Source organism: Methylobacterium sp. C33D, assembly GCF_053345825.1.
In genome coordinates this window covers 1-19790 of record NZ_JBKFAV010000040.1, presented here as the reverse complement: position 1 = coordinate 19790, position 19790 = coordinate 1, and the positions used below count along the sequence as shown (strand labels likewise).

Below are 19790 nucleotides of genomic sequence, written 5' to 3'. Positions count from 1 at the left end.
GATGAGCGCCTCGATGGACCACAGGATCGGGCGCCCCGGCTTCGCGGTGATCCCGGTGCTCGATCTCCGGGGCGGCCGCGTGGTGCGGGCGCGCCGGGGCGAGCGCTCCTCCTATGCCCCGATCGAGACGCCGTTGGCAAAGGGCTCGGCGCCGGACGCGGTGGCCCGCGGGCTGGTCGACGCGTGGCCCGCCGCGATCCTCTACGTCGCCGATCTCGACGCGATCATCGATCGCGCCCCACCCGATCTCCGCGCCCTGGAGGCGATCGCCCGCGCCTGCCCGGGCGTCAGCCTGTGGGTCGATGCGGGCTTCGCTGAGCCTGCGGGCGTCGACGCGTTCCTGGCCTCCGGCGTGGGCCGCCCGGTGATCGGCAGCGAGAGCCAGGCGGATGCCGACCTCGTGACGCGGCTCGGCGACCGGGCGGTGTTCTCCCTCGACACGCGCGGCGCGGAGCGGCTCGGCCCGGCGGCCCTCCACGACGATCCCGCGCTCTGGCCCCCCGAGGTGATCGCCATGACGCTGGCGCAGGTCGGCGCCGGGGCGGGCCCGGACCTCGCGGCCCTGGGAGCCCTGCGGGCGCGGGCGCCGGAGCGCCGCCTCTACGCGGCGGGTGGCGTACGCGGCCCGGACGACCTGCGGGCGCTGCGGGCGGCCGGGATCGCCGGGGCGCTGGTCGCCTCGGCTCTCCACGACGGCACCCTGTCCCGGGCAACGGCGCCCGACCTCGCCTGACGCTTCCGGCCCGGGCCGGCGGCTGCTAAACCGCCCGGCAGAGAGACCACCGACACGAGCCGTCAGACGATGGAAAAGTTCACCACCCTGGAGGGCGTCGCGGCGCCCCTGCGGACGATCAACGTCGATACCGACCGGATCATCCCGGCGAAGTACCTGAAGACGATCCGGCGGACCGGACTCGGCAAGAGCCTGTTCGCCGAGATGCGCTACCGCGAGGACGGCTCCGAGAACCCGGACTTCATCCTCAACCAGCCCGCCTACCGCAACAGCAAGATCCTGGTCTGCGGCGACAATTTCGGCTGCGGCTCGTCCCGGGAGCACGCGCCGTGGGCACTGGCCGATTTCGGCATCCGCTGCGTGATCTCCACGAGCTTCGCCGACATCTTCTTCAACAACTGCGCGAAGAACGGAATCCTGGCGATCGTCGTGTCGCCCGAGGATCTGGAGAAGCTCTTCGAGGACGCCGAGCGCGGCGCGAACGCCACCCTGACGGTCGATCTGGCGGCGCAGACGATCCGGGGACCGGACGGCGGGACCCTACATTTCGACGTCGACGAGGGCCGCAAGCACAACCTGCTGAACGGCCTCGACGAGATCGGGCTGACGCTGGAGCGCGTCTCGTCCATCGACGCCTACGAGCAGAAGCTCGCTCAGCGCGCGTGGGCCTGAGCGGCCGGATCCGCGTCCCGACGGCGGCCGCGTCGCGCCGAGGCGACCGCCGGTCCGGATCCCGCGCCCGGCCTCACCCGAGCCGCATGGACAGCTCGACGTCGTCGGTGAACGGCACCGACAGGTAGCCGCGGCTCGGCGCGCGCACCCGCGCCAGGTAGTCCGGGCTGTGGTCCGCGTTGTCGGCGACCACCAGGGCCCCCGGTCCGAGGCGGCTCTCGACGAGGCTCAGAACCTCGGGATAGAGGCCCTTCGCCCCGTCGAGGAGCAGCAGGTCGACCGAGTCGGGCAGGTCGAGGCCGAGGGTCTGGAGGGCGTCGCCCTCCCGGAACTCGACGAGGTCCGCCAGCCCGGCCTCCATCAGGTTCGCCCGCGCCCGCACCACCTTGGACGGCTCGAACTCGCAGGTGATGAGCCGCCCGCCGCCGTTGTCGCGCAGGGCCGCGGCGAGGTGCAGGGTCGAGAGGCCGAAGGAGGTGCCGAACTCGACGATCGTCCGCGCCCGGCGGGTCCGGGCGAGCATGTAGAGCAGCCGGCCGGTCTCCCGCGAGACCGCGAGGGGCATGTCCTTGAGCCGGCCGTAGAAGTCCCGGTAGCCGGTGCGGCTGCCCATGAGGCGCGCCCGCTCGTCCGCCGAGAGATCGCCGATGGCGCTCAACGGAGAAGAAGCCTCCGCGTGCGCGAAGAGACTGTCCAACAGTGACGCGATACGCGGTTCGGCGAGTGTGGATGCTGAGCGTGACATGGCGCGTTGCTTTCCGTCTTGCGTGTTCGACTGAACGCGACGCAGAGTACCGGCGCCCCCTGCCCGCGCCTATTCGCGTTCCGAGCCCCGCCCCATGCCCGACCGGCCAAGCCTCGGAATCTCCAAGCGAAAGCAGCCGCGGCAGGCGCGCTCCAGCGACCTCGTCGCGGCCGTTCTGGAGGCCGCCGCTCAGGTTCTGGCGGAGGTCGGCGCGGCGCGCTTCACGACCGCGCGGGTCGCCGAGCGCGCCGGCGTCAGCATCGGCTCGCTCTACCAGTACTTCCCCAACAAGGCGGCGATCCTGTTCCAGCTCCAGAGCGACGAGTGGCGGGACACCTCCGCGCTCCTCGCCGGCATCCTGACGGATCCCGACCTGGCGCCCGGGGCGCGCCTGCGCGCCGCCGTCCACGCCTTCGTGCGCTCGGAATGTGCGGAGGCCGCGATGCGCCGGGCCCTCGACGCGGCCGCCCCGGCCTATCGCGACGCGCCGGAGGCCGCGGAGCCGCAGCTGGCCGGCTCACAGGCCTTCCGCGACTTCCTGCGCGCGGCACGGCCCGCGGCTCCCGAGGCCGACCTGCGGGTCGCGGGCGAGATCATCGCGATGACGCTCGGCGAGGTCGGCGAGCGCATCTCGGAGATGGTCCGGACCGAGGCGGACATGATGACCTTCGCGGATGCCCTGGCCGACATGCTCTGCGCCTATCTGGACCGCTTCGGCAGCCCAGGCCGGGTTGGCGGGCCGTCCTGAAGGCGCGCCCCCCGCCCTGCGAGGAGGGTGGCGCGCGGCCCTGTCCCGGTCGGCTCAGACGGACTCACCGGTGAACGCCTCGAAGGCGCGGGCGTTATAGACCTGGGCGACGCCGGCGTTCAGCGCCACCGCCACGCCCAGCGCCTCCACGACCTCCTCCTCGCTCGCGCCGGCCTTGCGGGCGGCATCGGAATGCACGGCGATGCAGCCGCCGCACCGGGTCGTCACCGCCACCGCGAGGGCGATCAGCTCGCGGGTCTTCGCGTCCGGCTCGCGCGCGGCCGGGGCCGCCGCGGCGAGCTGGACGTGGGCCTCGAGGAGTTCTGGACTCACCGCACCGATGCGCCCGTGCGTGCTGACGAGTTCGGCGCCGTTGATTCCAGTCCTTCATCAGGCGTCCCGTCTCCCTGCCCTGTGGGCCGGCCGTTGACGGACCGGGTCCGAGTCAACCGACCGATTGGTAGGCAAGTGGGTCAAGGTGCGGCGGGTTTCCTCACCGTTCGTTAACCCACATGTCGCCTGAATCCGCGCCCAGACTCCGTTCCGCATCGTGAGGATCGTCAGCATGCCGAAGCACCCGACGGGACCGAGGATGGCGCGCGCGCTCGGGCTGCTCGCTGGCATCGCGATCCTGCCCCTGGCGAGCCTGCCGGCGCGGGCCGATTTCGACAGCTGCCTCGCCGGCATCCAGTCCCAGGCCGCGGCCGCGGGCGTCTCGGCGCAGACCTTCCGGGCCGCCACGAGCGGCATCAGCTACGACGACAAGGTGATCGAGCTGTCCCAGGCGCAACCCGAGTTCAAGACGCCGATCTGGGACTACATGGCGGCGCTCGTCGACGACGAGCGCGTCGAGGACGGGCGCGCGGCCATGCGCCAGAACGCGGCCGCGCTCGCCCAGGCCGAGTCGCGCTACGGGGTCGACCGCTACACGATCGCGGCTGTCTGGGGCGTCGAGTCGAATTTCGGCAAGAACCTCGGCAAGATGCCGCTGGTGCAGTCGCTGGCGACGCTGGCCTGCTCGAACAACCGCCGCCGGGACTTCTTCCGCGGCGAGCTGATCGCCACCCTGCGGATCATCGAGCGGGGCGACATCGCGCCGGAGCGGCTGACCGGCTCCTGGGCGGGCGCGTTCGGCCAGACCCAGTTCATGCCGACCACCTATCACCGCCTCGCGGTCGACGGCGACGGCGACGGCCGGCGCGACGTGGTCGATTCGGTGGCCGACGCCGTCGCGTCCACCGCCAATTTCCTGCACGTCGCCAAGTGGCAGCACGGTCAGGTCTGGGGCTACGAGGTCAAGCTGCCCCGCGGCTTCAACGTCGGCGCCGCCGGACGCAAGAACAAGAAGCCGATCGCCCACTGGGCCTCGCTCGGCGTCACCCGCGCCGATGGCCGCCCGCTCTCGGGTGAGGGTCCCGCCGGCATCATCGCGCCCGCCGGGATCGACGGACCGGCCTTCCTGGTGACCCGGAACTTCGACGCGATCTACTCGTACAACGCCGCCGAATCCTACGGCCTCGCCATCGCGGTCCTGTCCGACCGGCTGCGCGGCAAGCCCGGCGTCCAGGCGGCCTGGCCGACCGACGACCCGCCCCTGTCGCGGGCCGAGCGCCGCGACCTCCAGACCCGGCTGGCCGCCCGCGGCTACGACGTCGGCGAGCCGGACGGCAAGGTCGGCCAGAAGACGCGCGACGCCATCAAGGACGTGGAGCGCCGGCTCGGCATGACGCCCACGGGTCGTGCCGGCGGCAAGGTTCTGGAGGCCCTGCGCGGCGGATGAGCCGGCGGCTGATCACCTCGGGCTCCCCGTTCGAGCGGGATTACGGCTACTCCCGGGCGGTGGTCGACGGCGACACCGTCTACCTGTCCGGGACGACGGGCTACGACTACGCCACGATGACCATGCCGGAGGGCGCTGCCGCGCAGGCCGAGGCCTGCTGGCGGACGATCCGCTCGGTTCTCGCCGAGGCCGGGACCGGTCTCGGCGGCCTCGTGCGCGCCACCTACTACGTCACCGACCGGGACGATGCCGAGGCCGTGCTGGCGGTCTGCGGGCGGGTGCTGGCGGATGTCCGGCCCGCCGCCACGATCGTGATCGTGGCGGGCCTCCTGCGCCCCGAGATGCGCGTCGAGATCGAGGTGACCGCGCGGATCGGCTAGACGCCCGATCGCGCCCGACCGCCCGCGACGGCCGGGCGGGACCGGCCGTCGCGGGCGGTCGGGCCCCTGCGTCGCGGCAGAGGCGGCGCGATCTCAGGTCTTCCATCGCCGCTCGGCCGTCCGTTCCTGCGCCCGGTGCAGACCGCGTGGCGACGCCGCGCCTCTTCGCCCGCCCTGCGTCGATGGTCCCTCCACCTTTCAGATCTCGTATCGGGTCCCCGAGTCCGCGTTGACATGGGCGCGCGGATTCATCAGTTCTCACCGCGGCGTTGCCGTTGTCGGCAATCCTTCGGAAGGTATCACGATCAGGATATTCTCGAGTAATACTCTGTAAATCAGGTTGATCGCGCGGATCGCGCTCACGGTATCGCTCTTCGGGTTCATCGGCACTGCCGGACCGCGACTGTATTGCGAGACACTGCTGTCGGAGCGGCTGCAATCCCCGCGCACGGTCACCGAGCTGCTCTCACCTACGCTCAAAGCCTCGAGATCCGGGTCGGGCGCGGCACCCGGTCCCGCGAGGCCGCCCTGGCGGCGCCGGCCGAGACCGCCATGGACATCCGCCTCTATGGAGGGGCCGACTCCGTCGCCATCTGCGCGAGGGACGGCACGGTTCTGCGGTTCCCGACCGCCGGCTCGTCGGCAGCGATGCGCGAGAGACCGCCGGGAGCGTCGAGAGCGTCGCCGCGGCCCCCGAGGAGATGGCGATCGCCATCCAGGAGATCTCCGGGCGGATGGCGCGATCCTCCGCCGAGACCGCGCCGGCGGCGACCGAGGCGCGACGCACGGACGCCCTCGTGGGCGAACTCGCGGATGGGGCCGAGCAGATCGGGGCCTTCGCCAGCTTGATCGCGGGCATCGCCCGCCAGACCAACTCCTGGCCCTCAGCGCCACGATCGAGGCGGCCCGGGCCGGCGAGGCCGGGCGTGTCCTCGGCGCCGCGATCGACCCGTCGCGCAGGTCCGAGAAGCTCTCCGCCGAGATCCAGCGGTTCCGCGACGGGATCCGGGCTGCCTGAGGGGCGTCGGCCACGAAAAAACCGGCCCGGCTGAGCCGGACCGGTCTGAGACGGGGCGATGGCTCCGACCCGCGGAGCGGATCGGGCAGCCTACTCGGCAGCGGCGGGCGCCTGGGCCGGGGTGTCCTTGGCCTTGTAGCGGTCGGTGCGCTCGACGATGCGGGCCGACTTACCGCGCCGGTCGCGCAGGTAGTACAGCTTGGCGCGGCGCACCTTGCCGCGGCGGGCCACCTTGATCGAGTCGATCATCGGGGAATGGACCGGGAAGACGCGCTCCACGCCCTCGCCGTACGAGATCTTGCGCACCGTGAAGCTCTCGTTGAGGCCGCCGCCCGAGCGGGCGATGCAGACGCCCTCGTAGGCCTGAACGCGGGTGCGCTCGCCTTCCTTCACGCGGACGTTGACGATGAGCGTATCGCCCGGCTCGAAATCCGGGATGGTCTTGGCGAGGCGCGCGACTTCCTCGCGCTCCAGCTGCTCGATGATGTTCATGGCATAGCTCCGGCCGTCGCGCCGTTCCGCCCCTCATGGGCGATCGGCGCCAGGATTTCGGCGATCCTGTTGTGAGTTGGGCCGCTCTCTACAGGATCGTTGCCGGCTTGTCGATCGGGTTGCGGACGCGATTGGCCGCCCGTCCGGGCGCGGGCCGGGTCTGCGGCCTGCTCCTCCCCCGGATGCGGCGACGCCGCGCGCCGCGCCGCCCGGCTCCGCCTCAGCGACGCTCCTCGGACGCGGACCGCGCCTCGGGCAGCACGCAGGCGGAGAGGAAGGCGGCGAGATCGTCCGTGATGTGATCGATATGCGGCTCGCGCACCGCCTCCTGCTCGAAGGCCTCGCGGTAGGGATCGGTGACCTTCGGCACGACCAGCACGGTCGCCATGCCGAGGTCGTGCGGCACCGCGAGGTTGCGGGCGATGTCCTCGAACAGGGCCGCGCGGGTCGGCTCGACGGCGTGCTTCTCCAGGAACCGCTCGTAGGTCGTGCGCTCCGGCTTCGGCACGAAGTCGGCGGCGGCGATGTCGAACACGTCCTCGAAATGGTCGAGGATGCCGAGTTTGCCGGCGACGTTCTCGGCGTGCCGGCGCGACCCGTTGGTCAGGATCAGCTTGCGCCCGGGCAGCCGCTCGATCGCGTCGCCGAGGCTCTTGTCGAGCTTGATCGACGAGTGGTCGATGTCGTGGGCGAAGTCGAGGAAGTCGTGGGGGTCGATCCGCGACTCGATCATCAGCGCCGACAGCGTCGTGCCGTAGCGGTGGTAGAAGTACTTCTGCAGGGCGCGGGCCGAGAGCCCGTCGAGCCCGTAGAGCTGCATCACGTACAGGGTGATGCGCTCGTCGACCTTCGGCCAGACCGCGGCGTCGCTCGGGTAGAGGGTGTTGTCGAGGTCGAACACCCAGGTGTCGACGTCGGCGAAGCCGCGCGCCGCGGGCGTGGTGAACTGGGCCTTGTCGGGGTGGTGCACCGGAACCCCTCAGGTTGCTGCTGCCCCGGAATCTGGACCGGAACGGTCAAGCTCGCAAGTTCGATGCTTGCCGGTACCTTGCCCGGACCTTGCTGGCCGGCCCCTCCGGGGCGGGCGGGGTACGACAATGCGCTGCGCGCGCGGAGGTTGCGTCCGCGCACCGCGCCGGTTCCGGCGCGGTGCGCGGGTGGCCCGGATGTCAGCCCCGGCGGATCAGGGTGCCGGCGCCGTAATCGGTGAACAGCTCGAGGAGCACGGCGTGGTTGACCTTGCCGTCGAGGATGACGACCGCCTCGACGCCGCGCTCGATCGCGTACATGCAGGTCTCGATCTTCGGGATCATCCCGCCCGTGATGGTGCCGTCGGCGATGAGGCGCCGGCAATCCTCCACGGTGAGTTCCGGGATCAGCTTCTTGTCCTTGTCGAGCACGCCCGGCACATCGGTGAGCAGCAGCAGGCGCTTGGCCCGGAGCGCCCCGGCGATCGCCCCCGCGAACGTGTCGGCGTTGACGTTGTAGGTCTGCCCGTCCGCCCCGTAGGCGACCGGCGCCAGGACCGGGATCAGCTCGGCCTTGAGCACCGCGTCGAGGACGCCGCGCTCGACGTGGTCCGGCTCGCCGACGAGGCCCAGATCGACGGTCTGCTCCACGTGGCTCTCGGGATCGACGACGGTCTTCATCGCCCGCTTGGCCCGGACCATGTTGCCGTCCTTGCCGCACAGGCCGACCGCCCGGCCGCCCTCGGCGGAGATCCACCCGACGATCTGCTTGTTGATCAGGCCGGCCAGGACCATCTCGACCACCTCGACGGTGGCCTCGTCGGTGACGCGCAGGCCGCCGCGGAACTCGGACTGGATGCCGAGCCGGTCGAGCATCTTGCCGATCTGCGGCCCGCCGCCGTGCACGACGATCGGCTTCAGCCCGGACTGCTCCAGCAGGACGATGTCCTCGGCGAAGTCCTCGGCCGCGGCCCGGTCGCCCATAGCGTGGCCGCCGTACTTGATGACCACGATCTCCTGGTCGTAGCGCTGCATGTGGGGCAGCGCCTGGGCCAGGACCTCGGCACGCACGTGCACGTTGGGCAATTCGGTCATCGCGGTCCTTCACCGATCCTTGGGTCGGGTCCTCGGGGGCGGATCCGGGCCTCCCCGTCGGGCGGGGCGCTTCTACAGGAAGCCGCCCCCGCTGCGAAGACGCCCCGCGCGCCTTCGCGGACGGGCGGTGCGCGGCCCGGCGGCCGGGGCGGGGCGCGCACCGCCCCGCTGTCAAACTACAGTCATCCTTCGCGGGTGTTGCATTCCCGTGACAGACTGGACCAGATCCAGGCTGGCCCGGGTTGCATCCGCGTGCGGCCCGGATCATGTTGCATCGCAGCAAGCCGAGGGCGAGCTGCCGGGAGGGCCCGATGCGGATTGCGATGATTGGGGCCGGATATGTCGGCCTGGTCTCCGGCGCCTGCCTGGCCGATTTCGGCCACACGGTCGTGTGCATCGACCGGGACCCCGACAAGATCGCCAGCCTGAACACCGGCCGGATGCCGATCTACGAGCCGGGACTCGACGTCCTCGTCGCCGAGAACGTCCGCCAGGGCCGGCTCGCCTTCCGCTCGACCATGCGGGAGGCCGTGGCCGAGGCCGACGCGGTGTTCATCGCGGTCGGCACGCCCTCCCGCCGCGGCGACGGCTTCGCCGACCTGAGCTTCGTGTTCGACGCCGCCCGGGAGATCGCCGGCGCGCTGTCCGGCTTCACGGTGGTGGTGACGAAGTCGACCGTTCCCGTGGGCACCGGCGACGAGGTCGAGCGCATCATCCGCGAGACCAACCCCGCGGCGCAGTTCGCGGTCGCGTCGAACCCCGAGTTCCTGCGCGAGGGCGCGGCCATCGCCGACTTCAAGCGGCCCGACCGCATCGTCGTCGGCGCCGAGGAGGCCAGCGCCGAGGCGGTGATGCGCGAGGTCTACCGGCCGCTCTACCTCAACCAGGCGCCGATCATGGTCACGTCGCGGCGCACGGCCGAGCTGACCAAGTACGCGGCGAACGCGTTCCTGGCGGCGAAGATCACGTTCATCAACGAGGTGGCGGACCTGTGCGAGGCGGTGGGCGCCGACGTCCAGGCGGTGGCGCGGGGCATCGGCCTGGACAACCGGATCGGGTCGAAGTTCCTGCACGCCGGGCCGGGCTACGGCGGCTCGTGTTTCCCCAAGGACACGCTGGCGCTGGTCAAGACCGCCCAGGATGCCGGCACGCCGCTGCGGCTGGTCGAGACGGTTGTGGCGGTCAACGACCAGCGCAAGCGCGCGATGGCGCGCAAGGTGATCAGGGCCTGCGGCGGGTCGGTGCGGGGCCGGACGGTGGCGCTGCTCGGCCTGACCTTCAAGCCGAACACCGACGACATGCGCGACGCGCCCTCGCTGGCGATCGTGGCCGGCCTCCAGGACGCCGGCGCCGTCGTCCGCGCCTACGATCCCGAGGGCATGGAGCAGGCCCGGATCCTGATGCCGGCTGTGGATTACGCCGAGAACGCCTACGCCTGCGCCGAGGGCGCGGACGCGGTGGTGATCGTCACCGAGTGGAACGCGTTCCGGGCCCTCGACCTCGACCGGCTGCGTCGGGCCATGGCGTCCGGCGAGGCGGCCCCCGTGCTGATCGACCTGCGCAACATCTACGACCCGGTGAGCGCCGCCCGTCACGGTTTCACCTATTGCGGGGTCGGACGAACCAAGGACAGCGTCGCCCGGATCGGGTCTTGATCGTCGCCGCGCGGCATCGCGGGCCCGGATTCCTGTGCGGGACCTGCGCGACATCGCGAAGATTTCTTCCGGAATCGGCGTCGATGCCGCTAGACGGGCGGCGGCCGCGGAGCCGCAACTGTGGCTTTCTCGTGATCGAGCCCGCGTCTCGGAAGCCGGTCCGGCGGTTCAAACTTGGCGTTTTGGCCGCAGGAATTGGATAAGCTTCTGATGAATACATGTCACAGCCTCTGGCAATTTTGCCACGCGGGGATGACCTCGCGCCGGGGCTGGTTGGACACCGCAATGGTGCCACAGTAAGGGGTGAGAGGGTACTCACTCGTCGAGAGCCGAGCCGACTTCCGATAACGAGCGTGTGCGAACCGAACGTGACACAACGTACAGACATTGCGATCGTCGGACGCGCATGCCGACTGCCCGGGGCCCCCAGCGTGGACAGCCTGTGGTCACTCCTCTCCGAGGGGCGCTGCGCTGTCAGCAAGGTGCCGGCCGACCGGTTCTCCCTGGAGCGGTTCGCCCACCCGCGGGCCCATGAGCGCGGCAAGAGCTACACCTGGGCGGCGGGCGTCATCGACGACGTGTGGTCGTTCGACCCGGCGGTGTTCGGCATCTCGCCCCGCGAGGCCGAGCAGATGGATCCGCAGCAGCGGATGCTGCTGGAGCTGACCTGGGAAGCGCTCGAGGACGCGGGCCTGCGCCCGTCGAGCGTCGCCGGCAGCAATATCGGCGTGTTCGTCGGCGCCTCCTCGCTCGATTACGGCAACCTGCGCATCCTCGACGCGCCGTCGGGCGACGCCTACGCGGCGACCGGCAACACGCTCTCGATCATCTCGAACCGCATCTCCTACATCTTCGACCTCAAGGGCCCGAGCTTCACGGTCGACACGGCCTGCTCGTCCTCGCTCGTCGCCTTCGACAACGCCGTTCTGGCGATCCGGTCGGGCCGCGTGGACACCGCCGTCGTCGCCGGCGTCAACGTGCTGGCGAGCCCGTTCAACTTCATCTGCTTCTCCACCGCGCAGATGCTCTCGCGCACCGGCCTGTGCCAGGCGTTCTCCAAGAACGCGGACGGCTACGTGCGCTCCGAGGGCGGCGTGGTGTTCGTGCTGCAGTCGGCCGAGGCCGCGCGGCGCAACGGTGCCACCGTGCGCGCCGTGGTCGCCGCCTCCGGCATCAACTCTGACGGCCGGACCACCGGCATCTCCCTCCCCTCGGGCTACGCCCAGGGTGCCCTGCTGGAGAAGGTCTACCGCGAGGCCGAGATCCGGCTCGACGACCTCGCCTTCATGGAGGCGCACGGCACCGGCACGCCGGTGGGCGACCCGATCGAGGCCTCGGCCATCGGCTCCAAGCTCGGCCGCGGCCGGCAGGCGCCGCTGCCGATCGGATCGATCAAGACCAATATCGGCCACACCGAGCCGGTCTCCGGCCTCGCCGGACTGATGAAGGCGACGCTCGCCCTGGAGCACGACCTCGTGCCGCCGTCGCTGCACGCGGCCGAGCTCAACCCCGAGATCCCGTTCGGCGAGCTCAACCTGGACGTCGTGCGCGCGCCGCTGAAGATCGGCCGCGGCGCCCGCGAGCGCTTCGCCGGCGTCAACTCCTTCGGCTTCGGCGGCACCAACGCCCACGTCGTCATCACCGACGCCCCCGCCTGGGCGAAGCCCGCCCCGGCGACCGCGGAGCCCCAGGCCCAGGTGCTGCTGCTCTCGGCCCAGAGCCGCGCCGCGCTGAACGAGCTGGCCCTCGACTACGCCGAGCGCCTCGAGGCCGCGCCGGAGCAGGTCGCGACCGTGGCGGCCGCGGTGGCGCATCGTCGCGAACGCATGCCCGCCCGCCTCGCCGTCGCGCTCGACGGCAAGGCCGACGTCGCCGCGGCGCTGCGCGCCGTCGGCGAGGGCGAGGACACGCAGGACGCCTTCACCGGCACCGCCGTCGACCGCGTCGCCGAGGTGGCCTTCATCTATTCCGGCAACGGCAGCCAGTGGGCCGGCATGGGCCGCGAGGCCTACGAGGAGAACGCGGTCTTCCGCGCGACCTTCGACCGGATCGATACCCTGTTCCAGACCTACTCGGACTGGTCGCTGAAGGCGGCGCTCTACGCCGACGACCTGGACGAGCGCCTCGCGCTCACCAGCGTCTCGCAGCCGCTGATCTTCGCCATCGAGAGCGCCTCGACGGCCGCCCTCAAGGCCAAGGGCCTGATCCCGTCCTACGTCCTCGGCCACAGCGTGGGCGAGATCGCGGCCGCCGAGGCCGCCGGGATCCTGAGCCTGGAGGACGCGGTCCGGGTCATCTACTACCGCAGCCACCACCAGGAGACGACGCACGGCCAGGGCACCATGGCGGTGCTGCTGATGCCGTCCGAGGAGGTCGAGACCTTCCTCAAGGATTACCCGACCCTCGACATCGCCGCCTACAACAGCCCCAAGGCCGTCACGGTCGCGGGCCCGGTGGCCGATATCGACGCCGCCATCAAGGCCCTGTCGCGCAAGCGCCGCCGCGGCCGCAAGCTCGACCTCGCCTACGCCTTCCACGGCCGGCTGATGGATCCGACCGAGAAGCCGCTGCTGCGCGACCTCGCGGGCCTCAAGTCGCGGACCGGAACGACCGCGATGGTCTCGACCGTGACCGGCTCGGTGCTGGGCGGCGAGAATTTCGGCGCCGGCTACTGGTGGCGTAACATCCGCGAGCCGGTGCGCTTCTGCGAGGCCGTGCAGGACGCCACCCGCCGCGGCGCCCGCGTCTTCGTCGAGGTCGGACCGCGCGCGACCCTGATGTCCCACGTCGGCGACGCGGTCGAGCCGCTGGGCATCGAGACCGCCACGGTCGGCGTGATGCACCGCAAGGCCTCCGGCGGCGACCCGATCGCCAAGGCGGTCAGCGCCGCCCTCGTCCAGGGCGCGCAGGTCGACGAGACCGTGCTGTTCGGCGACGCGCCGAAGGGCGATGTCCGCCTGCCCTCCTACCCGTGGCAGCGCCGCCCGTTCCGCCTCGCCGACACCACCGAGGGCGTCGGCGCGATGAGCCCCCGCCCCTACCACCCGCTGATCGGGTCGCGCACGACCTTCGACGGGCTGGAGTGGAACGGCTTCGTCGATCCGGTGATGGTGCCGGAACTGGAGGACCACAAGGTCGACGGCCAGGTGATCATGCCGGGCGCCGGCTTCGTCGAGATGGCTCTGGCCTGCGTCCGCGAGGCCCTGCGCGACGACGAGGTCGTGCTGGCCGACTTCGAGATCGTGGCGCCGATGGTGTTCACCGAGGACGCCCTGCGCGAGGTCGCGGTGCGCCTGTCGGGCTCCGGCAACGGCATCCAGGTGCTGAGCCGCCCGCGCCTGACCCAGACGCCCTGGCAGCTCCACGCCCAGGCCAAGATCGTCGAGGGGACCTTCTCGGCGCCGAAGAGCCCGGATCTCGACGGCTTCAGCTTCGAGACCGCGGGCGAGCACGTGCTCAGCGGCGACGCGCTCTACGCCAAGGCCCTGGCCTCCGGCCTCGCCTTCGGCCCGAGCTTCCAGCAGGTCGCCCTGAGCGCCCGTCTGGACGACGCCACCATCGTGTCCGACCTGCTGCCGGCCGAGCCCGACACCCGCTACGGCCTCGTGCCGAACCGGCTCGACGCCTGCTTCCACGGGCTGATCCTGCTGTTCGCCGACCTGCTCGGCGAGAACGGCGGCAAGGCCTACATCCCGGTGCGCTTCGGCGAGGTCCGGCTGCTGCGCCCCGGCGCGGTGATCGCCCGCTCGATCATCCGCACGCGCCGCTGCAATGAGCGCTCGATCCTGGCGGACTTCACGCTCCTCGACCCCGAGGGTGCGGTCATCGCCACGATCCGCGAGGGCCGGTTCCAGGCCCTGCGCGCCAAGAACGGCGGCGACCTCTCGGCCTTCGCGATCTCGCAGGTGCCGGAACTCGCCACCGAGCCGACCGCGATCCCGATGGAGCGCCGCCCGAGCGTGGCCGCGCGCCTGCGCCCGCTCGCCGCCGAGGCGAAGGGGCCGTCCGACGCCGCCCTGTCGCCGGGCCATCTCCTGCTGGAGGGCTGGGCAACCTCGCTCGCCTACCGCCTCGCCTCCGGGCTGGCGCAGGGCGAGAGCGTTTCGATCACCGACAGCCGCGTGCCGGAGGTCCTGCGCCCCTGGCTGCTGAACGCCCTCTACGCCCTGGAGAGCAGCGGCCTCGCCGAGCGCGCGGGCCAGAACTGGACGCTCGGCGACGGCGCCGCCCTGCCCGCGCCCGACGAGATCATGCGCTGGATCGCCGGCGACCACCCGGACCTCTCGGCCGAGCTGGTGCTCATCGCCGATGTCGGCGCCCTGGTCGATCGGCTGCTCGCCGGCACGCTGAGCGACGCGCCGTCCCTGCCGCAGGGGGCGATCGACGCCTTCGTGCTGCGCTCGGCCACCGCGCGCCACGGCGCCGACGTCGTCGCCGGCCTGATCGAGCGCAGCCGCGCCCAGCTCCCCAAGGAGCGTGCGCTGCGGGTCCTCCAGGTCGGTTTCGGTCCGCTCTCGGCCCAGACCGCGACCTTCGCGGCCGCAGCCGAGGCCCGGCTCACCGTGTTCGAGACCGACCGCCGGCTCGCCGAGCGCGCACGCCTGTCCCTCGGCCGCGCCGCCGCCGTGGTCGAGACCGCCGAGGAGCTCGCGCCCGGCAGCTTCGACCTGATCCTGGCGTCGGGCAGCCTGCACCGCGGCGACCGCGGCCTGCCGGGACAGCTCGCCGGGGCGCTCGCCACCGGCGGCCTGCTGGTGGCCGTTGAGCCGGGCGCCTCCCTGTTCCGCGACCTCGTGTTCGGGCTGACGGCCGGCTGGTTCGAGGAGGCCGCGGGCGGCCTGCCCGTGGGCCGTCTCGAGGATATCGAGGGCTGGCAGCGCATCCTGAGCGCCCACGGCCTCGTCAAGGTCGAGGTCGAGCGGGCGGCGTCCGCCAACGGCGACGACCTGCTGCTGACGGCCGAGGCGCCGGTGCGTCCGGGCCCGGCCCCGGCGCAGAGCTTCGCCTTCATCATCGGCTCCGACGACGAGTTCGCGGCCGAGACCGCCTCCTCCCTGGCGACCCTGCTGGTCGCGGGCGGCGTGCACGTCTCGATCATCCTCGACTCCGAGACCTCCCTGATGGAGCTGGAGAAGGAGACCCCCGACACGGTGGTGTTCCTGGCCGGCGCCTTCACCCGCGGCGGCGAGGCGTCCGAGCGGCTGCGTGACCGCTGCCTCAGCCTGAAGCGCTGCACCGAGCACCTCGGTGCCCGCCAGACCCGCCTCTGGGTCGTCGCCCCCGGCGCGACCCGCGACCGCGGCGGCCAGACCACCAACATCGAGGCCGGCGTGTGGGCCTTCTCCCGCACGCTCGCCAACGAGGCCCCGAACCTCGACGTCCGCCGCATCGACCTCTCCCCCGAGATGTCGTCGAAGCGGGCCTCCGAGCGCCTGCGCGACCTCATCCTCTCCGGCACCCCGGAGACCGAGATCGTGCTGGACGACGAGCGGACGCAGGTCGTGCGCTTCCACGCCGGCCGGCCGCAGCACCGCGATCCGGCGGATCTGGTCCCGGCCGAGGCCGCGCGCCTGGAGCGCAGCAACACCGGCGGCCTCAGCGAGATGGTCTGGGGTCCGGCCGAGCGCCGCACCCCCGGCAAGGGCGAGATGGAGATCGCGGTCGAGGCCACCGGCCTCAACTTCCGCGACGTTCTCTGGGCGCTCTCGATGCTCCCGGAAGAAATCCTGGAGGACGGCTTCGCCGGCCCCCGCCTCGGCCTCGAATGCGCCGGCCGCGTCACGGCCGTCGGCCCTGGCGTGAAGGGGTTCAAGGTCGGCGACCCGGTCGTCGCCTTCGCCCAGTCGGGCTTCGCCACGCACATCGTCGTGCCGGACCTCGTCGTCGCGCCGATGCCGCAGGGCCTCGACCCGATGGCCGCCGCCACCGTGCCGGTCGCCTTCCTCACCGCCTATTACGGCCTCGTCTCCTGCGCCCGGATGCGGCGCGGCGAGTGGGTGCTGGTCCATGGCGGTGCGGGCGGCGTCGGTCTGGCGGCCCTGCAGATCGCCAAGCTCAAGGGTGCGCGTGTCATCGCTACCGCCGGCTCCCGCGAGAAGCGGGCGCTCGTGAAGGCGCTGGGTGCCGAGCACGTGCTCGATTCCCGCTCGCTCGCCTTCGTGGACGAGGTCCGGGCGATCACCGGCGACGGCGTCGACATCGTGCTGAACAGCCTGTTCGGCGAGGCGATGGAGCGCTCGCTCAACGCGCTCCGGCCGTTCGGCCGCTTCATCGAGCTGGGCAAGCGCGACTACGTCGCCAACACCCATATCGGCCTGCGCCCGTTCCGGCGGAACCTCAGCTACTTCGGCGTCGACCTCGATCAGGTGATCCAGCACCAGGGCGACGACGGCGCGCGGATGTTCCGCGAGGTCATGGCCCTGTTCAACGACGGCGGCCTGAAGCCCCTGCCCTACCAGCCCTTCACGGCGGCCGAGACCTCGGACGCGTTCCGGCTGATGCAGCAGTCGGGTCACATCGGGAAGATCGTGATCAGCCCGCCCAAGGCCGGCACGATCATGAAGGACACGGCGAAGCCGTTCACGGTCTCGGAGACGGGTGTCCACCTTCTCACCGGCGGCCTCGGCGGCTTCGGCCTGGAGGCGGCGCGCTGGCTGATCGACCGGGGTGCCAAGCATCTCGTGCTGGCCGGCCGCAAGGGCGCGGCCACCGACGAGGCCAAGGCGATCGTGGCCGAGCTGTCGGCCCGGGGCGTGACCGTCGAGGCGAAGGCCGTCGACATCACGAGCCGCGCCTCGGTGGACCGGCTGCTCGCCGAGATCGAGCAGAAGGGCAAGAAGCTGGCCGGCGTGCTCCACGCCGCGGCGGTGCTCCAGGACGGCCTGATCTCCAACATCGACGCCGCGGCGCTCGACGCGGTGATCGGCCCGAAGGTGATCGGCGCCCAGCACCTCGACGCCGCCACCCGCGACCGGAGCCTCGACTACTTCGTCCTGTTCTCGTCGGCGACGACCTTCATCGGCAATCCGGGCCAGGGCTCCTACGTGGCCGCCAACGGCTTCATGGAGGGCCTCGCGCGGCAGCGTCGCCGCCGCGGCCTGCCCGCTCTGGCGGTGGCCTGGGGCGCGATCGGCGATGTCGGCATGCTCGCCCGCAACAAGGCGGTCATGGAAGGGCTCGCCGGCCGCGTCGGCGTCACGCCGATGGAGGCCCGTCGCTGCCTCGACCTGATGGCCGAGGCGCTGGGCAGCCAGGGTGCGTCCCCGGACGAGGCGGTCATCGCCATCGCGGCGATGCACTGGGGCAAGGCGCGCGAGCGTCTCGCCACCATGCGCTCGCCGAGCTACGCCGAACTCGGGTCCGATCAGCAGACCGAGGCCGGCGGCGTCCAGGCGATCAACATCGGGGCGCTGCTCAAGGGCGGCGACATCGACGCGGTCCGCAAGACCGTGTCGGACGCGATCGTCGAGGACATCGCCCGCATCCTGCGCCTGCCGAAGGACGACATCAGCCGCGTGCGCCAGCTCTCGGAGATCGGCCTCGACTCGCTGATGGGTGTCGAACTCGGTGCCAGCCTGCAGGAGCGCTTCGCCCTCGACGCGCCGCCCGCCGGACTTTCGTCGGGCATGACCGTCAATGAGCTGTCGGAGTCCTTAATTCAGGCGGTTTCCGCGCCTATGGACGAGACGGCCGGCGTCGCGATGAGCCTCGTCTCGAAGCATGTCGGCGGTGAGGTCGATGCGCAGATCCTCGCGCCTCTCAAGGAACTCATCGAGCAGACGTCCAGCGAGATCAAAGAGACCAACTCATGACCGACACGGCACGGCCGGACGGCGGGCGCGCGGCGCTCGCCGGCTTCGTGACCAACCGGCTCGGGCGCGCCACGCCGCGCCCGGCCCCCGTCAAGACGGCCTCTCCCGCCGGCAAGTCGGCGGCGCAGAACTTCGAGAACCTGCCGGGCTACCGCGAGCTGAAGCTCCAGCGCCAGGCGGCCGAGCTGATCGGCCTGGGCAACCCGTTCTTCCGCGTCCACGACGCCAAGGCCGGCGCGACCACGCGGATCGACCAGAAGAGCTTCACCAACTTCTCGTCCTACGATTATCTCGGCCTGAACGGCCATCCGCGCGTGAGCAACGCCGCCCGCGAGGCGATCGACGCCTACGGCACGTCGGCCTCGGCGAGCCGCGTGGTGGCGGGCGAGCGGCCCGGACACATCAGCCTCGAGCAGGCGCTGGCCAAGCACTACCAGTCCGAGGGCTGCATCGTGATGGTGAGCGGCCACGCCACCAACGTCACGACCATCGGCGCCCTGCTGGAAGCCGGCGACGTGATCTTCCACGACGCGCTGTCCCACAACAGCATCGTCACCGGCGCGCAGCTGTCGGGCGCCCAGCGCCGCTCCTTCGCGCACAACGACCTCGACGCCCTGGAGACCCTGCTCCAGTCGACCCGCCACGAGCATCGCCGGGCGCTGATCGTGGTCGAGGGCCTCTACAGCATGGACGGCGACGCGCCGGACCTCGCCGGGCTCGTGGCCCTCAAGAAGCGCTACGACGCGTGGCTGATGGTCGACGAGGCGCACGGCCTCGGAGTCACCGGCCGCACCGGCGCGGGCCTGTTCGAGCATTGCGGTGTCGATCCCCGCGAGGTCGACATCTGGATGGGCACGCTGTCGAAGACCCTGTCGACCTGCGGCGGCTACATCTGCGGCCCGATCGCGCTGATCGAGTACCTCAAGCACACGGCCGGCGGCTTCGTGTACAGCGTCGGCATGTCGCCGCCGCTCGCGGCGGCCGCCGAGGCGGCCCTCGCGGTGATGCATGCCGAGCCGGAGCGGGTCGAGCGGCTGCGCCAGAACGGCACCCTGTTCCTGGCGACCGCCAAGAAGCTCGGCCTGGACACCGGCTTCAGCCTCGGCCTCGCGGTCGTGCCGATCATCGTCGGCGATTCGCTCAAGGCCGTCACCCTGTCGGACCGGTTGTTCCGCCGAGGCATCAACGTGCAGCCGATCATCCACCCGGCGGTGCCGGAGCGGGCCTCGCGCCTGCGCTTCTTCCTCACCTCCGAGCACACGCCCGACCAGATCCGCGACACCGTGAACGCGGTGGCCGAGGAACTGGCGGCCATCGACAAGGGCGGCTCGCTGATCGAGCAGCTGCTGGCCAAGCGGGTCTGAGCCCGGCCGGGGCCGCGCCCCGGTCTACCGAGAGCCGCCACGAAACCGAAGGGGGCGCGGATGTCATCCGCGCCCCCTTCGGCATTCGAGCGACCGAGTTCAGCAGCCGCGATCGGACGCGCGCGTCGACCGGAGCGACGCGGCACGATTCCGGCGTCCCTCGCGCGACGGGAGCGAGCGCCCCCGTCGCCGGGCGGCCACTTACTTCGCGTAGGCGTAGGCGGTCGCGGCGGAGGCGACCGGTCCGGTGACGCCGTTGAAGGCGGTGAGGACCTTCTGGACCTCGGTGAAGGGCGCGTTCGACACGTAGACCAGGTCGCGGTTGCGCA

General features: G+C 71.6%; 12 protein-coding genes and 1 pseudogene. 8 read left to right on the top strand and 5 right to left on the bottom strand.

Features of this window, described 5'->3' with window-relative positions; translation table 11 throughout:
• Nucleotide 1 precedes the first annotated feature (1 nt).
• Together ACLBXO_RS25475 and leuD are read left to right on the top strand one after the other, a co-directional pair.
• Nucleotides 2-733 (top strand): HisA/HisF-related TIM barrel protein, encoded by a 732-nt coding sequence (locus ACLBXO_RS25475; RefSeq protein ID WP_331314813.1) that lies wholly within the window; start codon nucleotides 2-4, stop codon nucleotides 731-733.
• A 69-nt stretch (nucleotides 734-802) separates the two neighbouring features.
• Nucleotides 803-1405: a 3-isopropylmalate dehydratase small subunit gene (gene leuD / locus ACLBXO_RS25470; RefSeq protein ID WP_029359938.1), complete on the top strand. Its 603-nt coding sequence runs from the start codon at nucleotides 803-805 to the stop codon at nucleotides 1403-1405.
• A gap of 73 nt (nucleotides 1406-1478) precedes the next feature.
• Here the strand turns inward: leuD and ACLBXO_RS25465 are convergent, their stop codons facing one another.
• Complete coding sequence (locus tag ACLBXO_RS25465; RefSeq protein ID WP_447687137.1) at nucleotides 1479-2150, bottom strand: O-methyltransferase; 672 nt, start codon at nucleotides 2148-2150, stop codon at nucleotides 1479-1481.
• A gap of 94 nt (nucleotides 2151-2244) precedes the next feature.
• Between ACLBXO_RS25465 and ACLBXO_RS25460 the strand changes: the two genes are divergently transcribed.
• Nucleotides 2245-2898 (top strand): TetR family transcriptional regulator, encoded by a 654-nt coding sequence (locus tag ACLBXO_RS25460; protein WP_447687136.1) that lies wholly within the window; start codon nucleotides 2245-2247, stop codon nucleotides 2896-2898.
• A gap of 54 nt (nucleotides 2899-2952) precedes the next feature.
• Here the strand turns inward: ACLBXO_RS25460 and ACLBXO_RS25455 are convergent.
• Nucleotides 2953-3292 (bottom strand): annotated as a pseudogene (locus ACLBXO_RS25455) (carboxymuconolactone decarboxylase family protein).
• A 171-nt stretch (nucleotides 3293-3463) separates the two neighbouring features.
• On the opposite strand from ACLBXO_RS25455, the gene ACLBXO_RS25450 reads away from it, so the two are divergent.
• Entirely contained in the window at nucleotides 3464-4678 is a 1215-nt protein-coding gene (locus ACLBXO_RS25450) for a lytic murein transglycosylase (RefSeq protein WP_447687135.1), read from the top strand.
• Nucleotides 4675-5058, top strand: coding sequence for a RidA family protein (locus ACLBXO_RS25445; RefSeq protein WP_331314825.1), 384 nt, complete (start codon nucleotides 4675-4677; stop codon nucleotides 5056-5058). Before ACLBXO_RS25450 ends, ACLBXO_RS25445 begins: the two co-directional genes overlap by 4 nt.
• A 1108-nt stretch (nucleotides 5059-6166) precedes the next feature.
• Here ACLBXO_RS25445 and rplS read toward each other — a convergent pair.
• The 3 genes from rplS to argB form a co-directional block, all read right to left on the bottom strand.
• Nucleotides 6167-6568 carry a 50S ribosomal protein L19 gene (gene rplS / locus ACLBXO_RS25440; RefSeq protein WP_091683176.1) on the bottom strand — a complete coding sequence of 134 codons (402 nt, stop codon included), beginning with the start codon at nucleotides 6566-6568 and terminating at the stop codon, nucleotides 6167-6169.
• Between the two features lie 220 nt (nucleotides 6569-6788).
• Entirely contained in the window at nucleotides 6789-7538 is a 750-nt protein-coding gene (locus ACLBXO_RS25435; RefSeq protein ID WP_447687134.1) for a pyrimidine 5'-nucleotidase, read from the bottom strand.
• 199 nt (nucleotides 7539-7737) lie between these two features.
• Entirely contained in the window at nucleotides 7738-8631 is an 894-nt protein-coding gene (argB, locus tag ACLBXO_RS25430; protein ID WP_012317957.1) for an acetylglutamate kinase, read from the bottom strand.
• A 311-nt stretch (nucleotides 8632-8942) separates the two neighbouring features.
• Between argB and ACLBXO_RS25425 the strand changes: the two genes are divergently transcribed.
• The 3 genes from ACLBXO_RS25425 (at nucleotide 8943) to ACLBXO_RS25415 (ending at nucleotide 19461) form a co-directional block, all read left to right on the top strand.
• Entirely contained in the window at nucleotides 8943-10286 is a 1344-nt protein-coding gene (locus tag ACLBXO_RS25425; RefSeq protein WP_447687133.1) for a UDP-glucose dehydrogenase family protein, read from the top strand.
• Between the two features lie 368 nt (nucleotides 10287-10654).
• Nucleotides 10655-18097 carry an SDR family NAD(P)-dependent oxidoreductase gene (locus ACLBXO_RS25420; RefSeq protein ID WP_447687132.1) on the top strand — a complete coding sequence of 2481 codons (7443 nt, stop codon included), beginning with the start codon at nucleotides 10655-10657 and terminating at the stop codon, nucleotides 18095-18097.
• On the top strand, nucleotides 18094-19461 hold the full coding sequence (locus ACLBXO_RS25415) for an aminotransferase class I/II-fold pyridoxal phosphate-dependent enzyme (RefSeq protein ID WP_331314838.1): 1368 nt from the start codon (nucleotides 18094-18096) through the stop codon (nucleotides 19459-19461). Before ACLBXO_RS25420 ends, ACLBXO_RS25415 begins: the two co-directional genes overlap by 4 nt.
• Nucleotides 19462-19790 lie beyond the last annotated feature (329 nt).